Consider the following 11,247-nt stretch of genomic DNA (forward strand, 5'->3'; position numbering starts at 1 on the left):
TGGAGGTACGACGATGCGGCTCACCCCCACCGAGCGCGACCGGCTGCTCATCTTCACCGCGGCCGAGCTGGCCCGCGCGCGCCGCGCCCGTGGTCTGCGGCTGAACCTGCCCGAGGCGACGGCGCTGATCGCGGACACCGCCTGCGAGAGGGCGCGCGACGGGGCCCGGCTGGCCGAGGCTATCGACGCCGCGCGCAGCGTGCTCTCCGCGGACGACGTGCTGCCCGGCGTACCGGACCTGCTGCCGAGCCTGCAGGTCGAGGCCGTCTTCGACGACGGCACCCGGCTGTGCGTGATCGAGGACCCGTTCCGCGGCGCCGGCTCGCTCGGCGCGGAGGCGCCCGGGGCCGCGATCGCCGGCGAGGGGGAGGGGTACGCCGTGCCGCCCGCCGCGGTCGAGCTCTCGGTGCGCAACACCGCCGCCGTGCCGATCACCGTCACCTCGCACTTCCACTTCTTCGAGACCAACCCGCGGCTGGCCTTCGACCGGGCAGCGGCGTACGGGATGCGGCTGCACGTGCCGGCCGGCTCGTCGGTCCGCTTCGACCCCGGAGCAGTCGTCGGGGTGGAGCTGGTGCCGATCGGCGGTGACCGGGTCGCGATCGGGTTCGCGGGTCTGGTCGACGGACCGCTCGACGCCCCCGGTGCCGCGGCGGCCGCGCTGGAGAAGGCGCGCGCCTGTGGCTACCTGACGACCTTCGACGAGGCCGACGGCGCCGACGACGAGGAGGGCACGCGATGACCAGGAGCGACGACCACCGGATGCACTCGATGCAGGGCTGCCACGGCCAGGTCGGCCCGATCGGCTCCTGGGCCGACCAGGACCCGGCCGACTACATCGCCACCCACGGCCCGCGCGCCGGCGACCGGGTGCGTCTCGGCGACAGCGGGCTCGTGGTGCGGGTCGAGTCGGACTCCCAGCACCCCGGCGACGAGTTCCTCGCGGGCTTCGGCAAGACCGCGCGCGACGGCATGCACCTGCAGGGCAGGTCGCTGCACGAGACCTGCGACGTGGTCATCAGCAACGTCGTGGTCATCGACGCGGTCCAGGGGATCCGCAAGACCTCGATCGGCATCAAGGACGGCCGGATCGTCGCGATCGGGCGCGCGGGCAACCCGGACACCACGCCCGGCGTCGAGGTGGTCACCTCGACCGGCACGACCATCGTGTCCGGTGAGGGCCTGATCGCGACCGCCGGAGCGATCGACACCCACGTGCACCTGCTCTCGCCGCGGATCATGGAGGCCTCGCTGGCCTCGGGCGTCACCACGATCATCGCCCAGGAGTTCGGGCCGGTCTGGGGCGTCGGCGTGAACTCGCCGTGGGCCCTGGGGCACGCGTTCGGGGCGTTCGACGCATGGCCGGTGAACATCGGCTTCCTCGCGCGCGGATCGTCCTCGGTCGAGGCGCCCCTGGTCGAGGCGCTCGTCGAGGGCGGCGCCTGCGGCTTCAAGGTGCACGAGGACATGGGCGCGCACACCCGCGCCCTCGACACGGCGCTCCGGGTCGCCGAGGAGCACGACGTGCAGGTCGCGCTGCACACCGACGGCCTCAACGAGTGCCTGTCGGTCGAGGACACCCTCGCGGTGCTCGAGGGCCGCACCATCCACGCCTTCCACATCGAGGGCTGCGGCGGCGGCCACGTGCCGAACGTCCTGAAGATGGCGGGCGTCCCCAACGTGATCGGCTCCTCGACCAACCCGACCCTGCCGTTCGGGCGCGACGCGCTCGAGGAGCACTTCGGGATGATCGTGTCGGCCCACGACCTGAAGATCGACCTGCCGGGCGACGCCGAGATGGCCCGCGACCGGATCCGCGCCGGGACGATGGGCGCCGAGGGCGTCCTGCACGATCTCGGGGTCATCGGCATCACCTCGTCGGACGCCCAGGGCATGGGCCGCGCGGGCGAGACGGTCCGGCGTACCTTCGCGATGGCCGGCAAGAACAAGGTCGAGCGCGGCGCGCTCGAGGGCGACGGCGACGACGACAACATCCGGGTCCTGCGCTACATCGCGAAGCTCACCATCAACCCCGCCATCGCGCACGGCCTGGCCCACGAGGTCGGGTCGATCGAGGTCGGCAAGCTCGCCGACATCGTGCTGTGGCGGCCCGACCACTTCGGAGCCAAGCCGCAGCTCGTCATCAAGGCGGGGTTCCCGGCGTACGGCGTGGTCGGCGACCCCAACGCCTCCACCGACACCAGCCAGCCGCTGGTCATCGACAAGCAGCTCGGTGCGTACGGCGCCGCACCCGCCGAGCTGTCGGTCGCCTTCGTGTCGCAGGCCGCGGCTGCGGCGGCCTCGCTCGGCTCCCCGGCCGACGGCCTGCCCACGCGGCGCCGGCGGGTCGGGGTGAAGCACACGCGCGGCATCGGTCCCGCCGACCTGGTCCGCAACGCCCGGCTCGGGACGGTCGACGTCTCGCCCGCCGGCCGGGTCACCTTCGAGGGCGAGCTCGTCGACTCCCCGCCCGCCGAGTCGGTGTCACTGAACCGCCTGTACTTCTTGTGACCGGTAGGCGCGCTCCCGCTCCGCCTCGGTGCCGACCGGGTCGTCGATGACCATCGGCCCGTCGGTGGGCACCGCCGTGTGGTGGTCGGTCGTGTAGAACCGGACCTCGTGGCCGTCCGGATCGACGCCCTCGTCGGTGGGACGGTCGCGCTGATGGGCCGTGCCGCCGACCTCTTCGAGGTCGCGCTGCAGGCACAGTCCGGGGAGCCGGAGCTGGTCGAGGCGTTCACGGCCGGCCGCGCCGCGACCCGGCAGCTGCTGCACGCCTTCGTCGACGCCGCCTGCCGCGACGGGCTCGCGGTGGCGGCGGACGACCCGGACTGGCAGCGGGAGACGGTGGCGCTCAGCGGCCAGGCCGAGACGCACCTGCTGCTGCGGCGTACGACGGGGTGGTCGCCGGAGCAGTACGGCGACTGGCTGCGGCGGACCCTGACCGCGCTGCTGCCGGCGCGCTGAGCTGCTGACCCGTCCACAGGTGCCGTGCGTGCACATTGCTCACGGAGTTGGGATCGACCTACTCTCGTCGGGCTCGATCGTCGGCTCGGGAGAAGGCACAATGGAGAGCGTGAACACCTGGCTCGCGGCGGCCGTCGCCGTCATCACCGTGCTCGCGGGCACCGCCGCGATGCTGCGCTGGGTGGTGCACAACCTGGATACGAGGATAGATCGTCGCATCGGTGATCACCTCCTCCCGCTCCAAGTGCGGATCGATGGTCGGATCGACGCGCTGAGCACGCGGATGGACGCCTTCGAGACCAAGCTCGACCACGTCGCCGAGGTCGTCGACCTTCGGCTCAAGCCTCTCGAGGAGGACATGGCGCTCGTCAAGCGCCACCTCCTGGGCCTGCCGGCGGCGTAGCCCTCAGCGGTCGAACAGCCCGTCGTCGAGCGCGCTCACGTAGGTGAGTGCGAAGTCGCGACCGAGGTCGGTCAGGGCGTAGCGGCGGTCGTCCACGGTCCACAGGTTGCAGTCCGCGAAGAGGTACCAGACTCCATCGAGCCGGGTCTGCCAACCGACTCCCTCGAGGTCGCGCAACACGTCAGGGCACCGGGAGTCCCACCAGGCCTCGATGTCGGCGAGCGGCGTCGGAGCGTCAGCAACCAGTCCTGTCAGGAGTACGCCGGTGAGCGGCTCGATCGCATAGGAGCCGAGCCGCAGACACAGGCCCATCGTCAGGGTCAGGGCGAGGTTGCGCCACTCCTCGTCGGTCTCGGGGTCGGGCCGCCTGCGAACGGCGCGGGTGCGGGTCTCGTCGATGAGCTCCGCACTGGTCAGGGCGAACCAGAGCCGGTCGAGAGGGAGGCAGTCACCGGCGCTCTTCCACGCGTTGAGGTACGCCTCGGCCCGGACGGCGTCGACCTCGGGCCGGGCGAGCTCCGGATCGCGGAAGGGCGGGTACTGCAGCGCCTCGTAGCCGCGTTCCCACGGCCAGAGGTCGAGGAACTCGTAGGCCTCCCGGGCGATCGCCGGACGGAGGAGGCCACGGGTGGTCAGCTCCTTCCGGCCGTCCGCCGCCCAGTCGGCGAGCCGGAGGCAGTCGCGGACGAATCCAGAGCTCCGCGCGTTCTCGGCGGACACGGCGAGCTCGCCGGGCTCCATCATCTCGTCGGCACTCTCAGGCTCAGGGACGAGCGCGTTGGCCTGGGCCGTGTACGCCGCAGCACGGGTGCTCTTCGGTGAGGGGTCCGGCATCAGTCGGATGCGCTCGTCCTGGGGCAGTGCATTCCAGGCGGCCGTGATCTGGTCCATCCGCTGCTGGAGCTCCTCGACGGTTTCTGCCCCGTCGAGCGAGATCCCGATGCTGTTGCCGAACGACTGCAGCACCCGGGACTGCGAGTGGTTCGCGGGGTCGTCGTACGCCGCTGCCATCTTGGGGAGGGCGCGGCGGGTCTCCTTGCGCAGGTCCGCCGGACTGGCGGATCGCGCGTTCATCCGACCTGTCGCCCGCAGGAAGCCCCAGTAGGTGTCGAGGGTCTCGGCCAGCAGGTCGGACTCCGGCAGGTTGTCGCCGTAGGCGGGCCAGGTGACGAGCAGCAGGCGCTCCGCACTGCCGGCCGGCCACTCGCCGTAGGGCAGGTCGTCGTACCGGTCGCGGAGCTCCAGGATCTCCGTGAGGAGATCAGGGTCGAAGGATCGCCTCTTGCTGTCGGCCCAGGCGGTCAGATGTCGTAGCAGGAGCAGGTGCTCGTCCATGAGGCCACGCTACGGGCACGAACGCCCGGAGGGTGCCGGTCGCAGCGACCAGCCAGCCGGTGAGCAGGCCGAGCATGACGAGCACGGCGGCGTAGCGGAACAGATCCAGGCTGGTCGCGGCGGCCAGCGCGCTGGTGCCCGTGACGACGGTGCCGATCGGGAAGGTGAACGACCACCAGGTCGGCGCGAAGGGCAGCCCGGCGCGGACCTGGCGGATCGTCAGCGACAGCGCCAGCGCGGTCCACAGGAGGGTGAACCCCCACACTGGGACGCCGTAGACCACGGCCAGCATGGCGAGGGCGTGGCCGTAGGTGGGGACGACGGTCGGCGCGATCGCGCCCAGGTGGTGGGCAGCCGTGGTCGACTGGCCGAGGAAGCCGAGCACGATCCAGACGGTCGGCACGGCGGCCGGGGCGAGGTCGCCGTACCGGACCAGGCGCTGCCAGAGCTGGGTGAGCACGAGCAGGCCGGCCACGACGGTGAGGCCGAACATCGCGTAGCAGAGCAGCAGCAGCGTCTGCTGCGGCTGACCGGCCGGGAGGTGCGGGACGAGGCCGGCGCCGACGGTGGCGGACACCATCGGCGGCACGACCGGCATCAGCCAGCCGCCGGTCGCGCTGTCGTCGCGCACCTCGTGGGCGGTGATCGCGCGGAACGGCACGGCCACCGCGGTCCACAGGCCGAGCAGGGTGCCGGACGTCCAGAGCGTGCCGTCGAGGGCGAGGGCTGCGTCGGCCCCGATCAGCCGGTGCCCCACGGCGAGCGCGCCCGCGCCCACGGTCATCAGCGCCATCGCGGGAGCGCCGTAGAAGTGGGAGAGCTGCGGGTCGTCGTACTGACGACGGAGGAGGACGGGATCCCGGCGCCACTCGCGCACCAGCACCGCGGTGATCGCGGTGAGCAGTGCGGCAGCCGCGACCCAGAACCCGAGCGCGACGCTGGTCGCGCCGGGCACGGCGACGGGCAGGCCGACCAGGGCGACGGCGACGATGCCGGTGCCCATGACGGCGGCGTACCAGTTCGGGCCGTAGGGGATCCTCATGTCCTCCAGCGTCGTCGTCGGGGGCGCGCCGCAGTAGGGACCGCTTCGCTGTGGCCCCACAGGGCTAGCCTGTGACCATGGCGACGACGCTCCCGGACCTGCCCTCGCTGCGGCTGCTCGTCGACGTGGCGCGGCTCGGCAGCATCGGCGCCGCGGGCCGGGCGAACGGGATCTCCCAGCAGTCGGCGTCGGAGCGGATCCGGGCGATGGAGACGCAGACCGGGCTGGTCCTCGTGCAGCGCGCTCCGCGCGGGTCCGTGCTCACGCCCGCCGGCCGGCTGATGGTCGAGTGGAGCAACGACCTGCTCTCGCGGGCCGCCGAGATCGAGGTGGCCCTCGCGACGCTGCGCCGCGGTCGCTCCGAGGAGCTGCACGTGCACGCGTCGATGACGACGGCGGAGTACCTGCTGCCGCGCTGGCTCGTCCGGCTCCGGCAGACCCGCGACGTCACGGTCAGCCTGCGAGCCGCCAACTCCGGCGAGGTCGTCGCAGCGGTACGCCGGGGCGAGGCCGACCTGGGCTTCATCGAGGGACCCGACGACCTGGCCGGCCTGTCCACCGTCGTGGTCGGCGTCGACGAGCTGGTGCTGGTCGCCGCGGTCGACGACGCGTGGGCGCGACGGCGGCGGCCGGTCGGCGCCGGCGACCTCGCCAAGCGGGCCCTCATCTGCCGCGAGCGCGGCTCGGGGACCAGGGCGGTCGTCGAGGCGGCGATGGCGGACGCGGGGAGGCGGCTCGCGGAGCCCGAGGTCGAGCTGGCCACCAACGCCGCGATCCTGGCCGCGGTCCGCGCCGGTGGGCCGCCCGCCTTCGTGTCGGCGCAGGCCGCACGTGCCGACGTCGAGCTCGGCACGCTGGTCTCCGTCCCGGTCGACCTGGACCTGACCCGAGAGTTCCGGGCCGCGTGGATCGGCGGCCCGCGGCCGCCGGCGGGGCCGGTGCGGGACCTGCTGGCGATCGCGCGCCGCGGTCAGTAGCGCTGGTCGGTAGAACGTGTTTCAGCCATGATGGGCGCATGCGCCTGACCCGTGACCTCGCCTACGCCGCCCCCGTCGCCGACGTGCTCGCCATGCTGCAGGATCCGGCGTACTGGGACGGGGTGGCGGAGGCGACCGCGGCGATCTCCAGCGCGACCACGGTGACGGGGTCGGGCGACGAGGTCGAGGTGGTGACCGACCAGCAGCAGGCCGTGGTCGGGGTGCCGTCATTCGCGAAGAAGTTCGTCGGCGACAGCACCCGCGCGATCATCACGGCGTCGTGGACGGGCGCGCAGGCGTCCTACGCCGTGGACACCCCGGGCAAGCCGACCTCGATGTCCGGGACCGTCCGGGTGGCCGCCCAGGGGGACGGCGCCGTCGTGACCTACGACCTCGAGGTGAAGGCGAGCGTGCCGCTCGTGGGCGGCAAGATCGAGAAGCTCGTGTGCGACCTGACCGGTGAGGGCTTCGACAAGGAGCACGCCGTCGGCGTCGCCTACCTGGCCGGCTGAACCGCGCTCCGGGTGAGGGCGAGGACCGGCACCAGGCCCAGCGCCAGCAGACCGCAGCCGAGCGACAGCGCGGCATAGCTGCTCACCGCGACCACGACGCCCGACAGCACGCCGCCACCCGCGCCGGACAGGGCGACGAGGACGTCGATGGTGCCCTGGGTGCGCGGCCGATCGGCGGGTGACGTCGCGTCGACGACGATGGCGGTGCCCGAGATCAGGCCGAGGTTCCAGCCCAGCCCGAGCAGCACGAGCGCGAGGACCGTCAGGGTCATCGAGCCACCCGGTGACGTGGCCGCGACGACGCCCGCGGCGAGCAGGACCACGCCCGAGGCCACCGCCATCGGCACTCGGCCGAGCCGGTCCACGAGCAGGCCGGTGAGCGGCGAGGGCAGGTACATCGCGGCGATGTGCAGGCCGATCACCACGCCCACGTCACCCACCGAGTGGTGGAACTCGCGCATGTGCACCGGCGTCATCGTCATGATCGCCACCATCGCGATCTGGGTGAGCACCATGATCGTGGCGCCGAGGGAGGCGCCGGCCGGGATCCGCCTGTTCGGTACGTCGGTCGACGCATCCCGTGTTGTCGCGTCGGTCAGGCTGCGGGCGAGGAGGAGCGGGTCCGGTCGGAGCAGGACGAACAGGGCGGTGCCGGCGGCCAGGTAGGCGACGCCCGCCAGCAGGAACGGGCCGGCCAGCGGCGGCAGACCCAGGTGGTGCGCGAGGTGGCCGAGGGGCTCGGTGAGGTTCGGCCCCGCCACCGCTCCGGCCGTCGTCGCGACGAGGGCGGTGCTGATCGCGCGGCCGCGGGTCGCGGGCGTGGCGAGGTCGGTGCCGGCGTACCGGGCCTGCAGGTTGGTGGCGCTGCCGGCGCCGTACACGAACAGGAAGAGGAAGAGCAGCGGGACGCTGTCCAGCGCGGCCGCCAGCACGACACCGAGCGCGCCGACACCGCCGGCCGCGAAGCCGAGGCCGAGGCCGACCCGGCGGCCGGCGCGTTGGCTGATCCGGCCGACGAGGTAGGCGGTGAGCGCCGAGCCGAGGGTGAACAGCGCGATCGGGAGGCCGGCGAGCCCGTCGGAGCCGAGCATGTCCTGGGCCAGCAGCGCCCCGACCGTGATGCCGGCGGCCAGCCCGGCGCCGCCGAGGACCTGGCCGGTGACGACCACGGCGAGGGTGCGGCGCTGGACGTCGGCGATGTCAGGGACGTCGGGGGCGGGCACGGACCAGAGGCTACGGTCGAGGCAGATCGGCCGGCCATCCGATATCGGCACGGCTCCGAACCACGGACGAGGACCGACGGGGAGGACGACGCATGGCGACGCAGGTGCTGTGGTTCCGCCGCGATCTCCGCCTGGCCGACCACGCCGCGCTGCTGGCCGCGGCGTCGGCGGGCGGGCGTGACGGCGTGGTGCCGCTGTTCGTGCTGGATCCCGCGCTGCTGCGGCCCTCCGGCGCTCCGCGGGTCGCGTTCCTGCTGCGCTCGCTGCGCGCCCTCGACGCGGACCTGCGTGCGAGCGGGCCGGGCCTGGTCGTGCGGTCGGGGCGCCCGGAGCACGTGCTGGCGCAGGTGGCCGCGGAGGCGGACGCGGAGGCCGTGCACGTCTCCGCCGACTTCGGTCCGTACGGCGCCGAGCGCGACCGCCGCGTCGAGTCCGCGCTCACCGTCCCGCTGGTCCGGACCGGATCGCCGTACGCCGTGGCGCCGGGGCGGCTGCTGACGGGCGGGGGGACGCCGTACCAGGTGTTCACGCCCTTCCTGAAGGCCTGGCTGGCCCACGGCTGGCGGGCTCCGGCCGCCTCGGACGCCGCGGCGACGACGTGGAAGGGACTGCCGACCGAGGACCTCCCCGACGACCCGGACCTCGACGGCACGGTCCTCCCGGAGGCCGGTGAGGCCGCCGCCCACCGGACCTGGTCGGAGTTCCTGGAGCGGCTGCCCGACTACGCCGAGGAGAGGGACCGCCCGGACCTGGACTCGACGTCACGGCTCTCGGCGTACCTCAAGATCGGGGCGATCCACCCGCGCACCCTGCTCGCCGACCTCGGGCCCGACGACACGACGTACCGCGCCGAGCTGGCCTGGCGCGAGTTCTACGCCGACGTGCTGCACCACCAGCCGGAGTCGGCGCGCTCCTCGCTGCACCCGCAGCTCGACGGGCTCCCGTGGGTGAGCGGCGACCTGCTGGCGGAGCGGCTCGCCGCGTGGGCGGAGGGCCGCACCGGCTACCCGCTCGTCGATGCCGGGATGCGGCAGCTGCGGGCCGAGGGCTGGATGCACAACCGGGTTCGGATGCTCGTCGCGTCCTTCCTGGTCAAGGACCTCAAGGTCGCGTGGCGGCACGGTGCCCGGCACTTCATGACGCGCCTCGTGGACGGCGACCTGGCCAGCAACCAGCACGGCTGGCAGTGGACCGCGGGCTGCGGGACCGACGCGTCGCCGTACTTCCGGATCTTCAACCCGGTCACCCAGTCGCGCCGGTTCGACCCCTCGGGCGACTACATCCGGCGTTGGGTGCCCGAGCTGCGCGGGCTCGGGCCGAAGGAGATCCACGAGCCGTGGCGTGCGGGGCCGCCGGACGGGTACTCGGCTCCGATCGTCGACCACGGCGAGGAGCGCGCGTCGGCGCTGGCGGCGTACGAGGAGCTGCGGCGCGGCCATTGAGGCGTCGAGGAGGAGAGCGATGTTCGAGCGGATCCAGGACCTGCCGTTTCCCGCCGAGGAGGTGTTCGCCTGGCACGCGCGCCCCGGCGCGGTGCACCGGCTGACCCCGCCGTGGCAGCCGATCAGGGTGCTGCAGGAGGCGTCCTCGCTGCGTGACGGGGAGGCCGTCTTCGCGTTGCCCGCGGGACGGCGCTGGGTGGCGCGGCACGACCCGGAGGGGTACGTCGAGGGCGAGCAGTTCGTCGACGAGCTGGTGTCGCGGCCGTTCGTCGTACCGGTGCGGTGGCGGCACCAGCACCGGATCGAGCCGGCGGCCGGTGGGTCCTCGCTGACCGACCGTGTCTCGACCACGGCGCCGGCGCGGTTCGTGGCGCCGATGTTCGGCTACCGGCAGCGCCAGCTGCTCGGAGACCTGACCGCGCACTCGTGGGCGCGGTCGCTGCGGGACGCGCCCCTGACGGTGGCGGTCACCGGCGCGAGCGGGCTCGTCGGTATGGCGCTGACCGCGTTCCTGACCACCGGCGGCCACCGGGTCGTGCGGCTGGTCCGCGGAGCGGTGTCGAGTCCGGACGAGCGGAAGTGGGACCCGTCCTCGCCGGCGCCCGACCTGCTCGACGGCGTCGACGCCGTGGTGCACCTGGCCGGCGCGAGCATCGCCGGACGCTTCACGGCGGAGCACCGCGCGGCCATCCGGGACAGCCGGATCGAGCCGACCCGGCGGCTGGCCGAGCTGGCCGCGCGGGCGGGCGTGGGCACCTTCGTCTCCGCCTCCGCGATCGGCCTGTACGGCGCCGACCGGGGCGACGAGCTGCTCACCGAGGACAGCGAGCGGGGCGACGGCTTCCTCGCCGACGTCGTGGCGGGCTGGGAGGAGGCGGCCTCGGCGGCTTCGGGTGCGTCGCGGGTGGTGTGCGTCCGCACCGGCATCGTGCAGAGCCCGGCCGGTGGCGCCCTCGCGCTGCTCCGCCCCCTGTACGCCGCCGGCCTCGGCGGCCCGGTCGGCGGCGGCAGCCAGTGGCAGTCGTGGATCGGCATCGACGACCTGCTCGACGTCTACCTGCGCGCGCTCGTCGACGAGCGCCTGTCCGGGCCGGTCAACGCGGTGGCTCCCACTCCGGTCACCGGATCGGCGTACGCGAAGGCGCTGGGGCGGGCGGTCCACCGGCCCGCGGTCCTGCCGGTCCCGTCGTTCGGCCCCAGGTTGCTGCTCGGCGCGGACGGTGCGCGCGAGGTCGCGCTCGCAAGCCAGCGCGTCCAGCCCGCCGTGCTCGAGCGGCTGGACCACCGCTTCCGCTTCCCGACCCTCGAGCCAGCGCTGCGGCACGTGCTGGGGTCGGCCTGACTTC

General features: G+C 73.6%; 11 protein-coding genes. 8 read left to right on the top strand and 3 right to left on the bottom strand.

All coding sequences use genetic code 11. The features are described from left to right. Positions 1-13: 13 nt before the first annotated feature. The 4 genes from ureA (at position 14) to ACYVAQ_RS03025 (ending at position 3,370) form a co-directional block, all read left to right on the top strand. Positions 14-742, top strand: coding sequence for an urease subunit gamma (gene ureA, locus ACYVAQ_RS03010; RefSeq protein ID WP_460786967.1), 729 nt, complete (start codon positions 14-16; stop codon positions 740-742). After that, the gene (locus ACYVAQ_RS03015) at positions 739-2,511 is read left to right on the top strand and encodes an urease subunit alpha (protein WP_460786968.1); all 1,773 of its coding nucleotides are present in this window, start codon (positions 739-741) and stop codon (positions 2,509-2,511) included. The genes ureA and ACYVAQ_RS03015 overlap by 4 nt, the downstream gene beginning before the upstream one ends. 108 nt (positions 2,512-2,619) lie before the next feature. Next, a complete protein-coding gene (locus ACYVAQ_RS03020; RefSeq protein ID WP_460786969.1) occupies positions 2,620-2,967 on the top strand; it encodes a hypothetical protein in 348 nt (115 codons plus the stop codon). A 109-nt stretch (positions 2,968-3,076) separates the two neighbouring features. Further along, complete coding sequence (locus ACYVAQ_RS03025; protein WP_460786970.1) at positions 3,077-3,370, top strand: hypothetical protein; 294 nt, start codon at positions 3,077-3,079, stop codon at positions 3,368-3,370. Between the two features lie 3 nt (positions 3,371-3,373). Here the strand turns inward: ACYVAQ_RS03025 and ACYVAQ_RS03030 are convergent, their stop codons facing one another. Both ACYVAQ_RS03030 and ACYVAQ_RS03035 read right to left on the bottom strand, forming a co-directional pair. Next, complete coding sequence (locus ACYVAQ_RS03030) at positions 3,374-4,705, bottom strand: hypothetical protein (RefSeq protein WP_460786971.1); 1,332 nt, start codon at positions 4,703-4,705, stop codon at positions 3,374-3,376. Further along, a complete protein-coding gene (locus ACYVAQ_RS03035) occupies positions 4,632-5,747 on the bottom strand; it encodes a TDT family transporter (protein WP_460786972.1) in 1,116 nt (371 codons plus the stop codon). Before ACYVAQ_RS03035 ends, ACYVAQ_RS03030 begins: the two co-directional genes overlap by 74 nt. Before the next feature lie 77 nt (positions 5,748-5,824). On the opposite strand from ACYVAQ_RS03035, the gene ACYVAQ_RS03040 reads away from it, so the two are divergent. Together ACYVAQ_RS03040 and ACYVAQ_RS03045 are read left to right on the top strand one after the other, a co-directional pair. Further along, positions 5,825-6,724 (top strand): LysR family transcriptional regulator, encoded by a 900-nt coding sequence (locus ACYVAQ_RS03040; RefSeq protein WP_460786973.1) that lies wholly within the window; start codon positions 5,825-5,827, stop codon positions 6,722-6,724. Positions 6,725-6,762: 38 nt separating this feature from the next. Continuing rightward, positions 6,763-7,236, top strand: a complete 474-nt coding sequence (locus ACYVAQ_RS03045) for a DUF2505 domain-containing protein (protein WP_460786974.1) — start codon at positions 6,763-6,765, stop codon at positions 7,234-7,236. On the opposite strand, the gene ACYVAQ_RS03050 is transcribed toward ACYVAQ_RS03045, so the two are convergent. Continuing rightward, positions 7,221-8,459: an MFS transporter gene (locus ACYVAQ_RS03050; RefSeq protein WP_460786975.1), complete on the bottom strand. Its 1,239-nt coding sequence runs from the start codon at positions 8,457-8,459 to the stop codon at positions 7,221-7,223. The two genes, ACYVAQ_RS03045 and ACYVAQ_RS03050, sit on opposite strands and share 16 nt — an antisense overlap. Positions 8,460-8,551: 92 nt before the next feature. On the opposite strand from ACYVAQ_RS03050, the gene ACYVAQ_RS03055 reads away from it, so the two are divergent. Continuing rightward, positions 8,552-9,901: a cryptochrome/photolyase family protein gene (locus ACYVAQ_RS03055; protein ID WP_460786976.1), complete on the top strand. Its 1,350-nt coding sequence runs from the start codon at positions 8,552-8,554 to the stop codon at positions 9,899-9,901. Between the two features lie 19 nt (positions 9,902-9,920). After that, positions 9,921-11,243 (top strand): TIGR01777 family oxidoreductase, encoded by a 1,323-nt coding sequence (locus ACYVAQ_RS03060; protein WP_460786977.1) that lies wholly within the window; start codon positions 9,921-9,923, stop codon positions 11,241-11,243. Positions 11,244-11,247 lie beyond the last annotated feature (4 nt).

The sequence above is a fragment of the Nocardioides maradonensis genome (genome assembly GCF_054777115.1).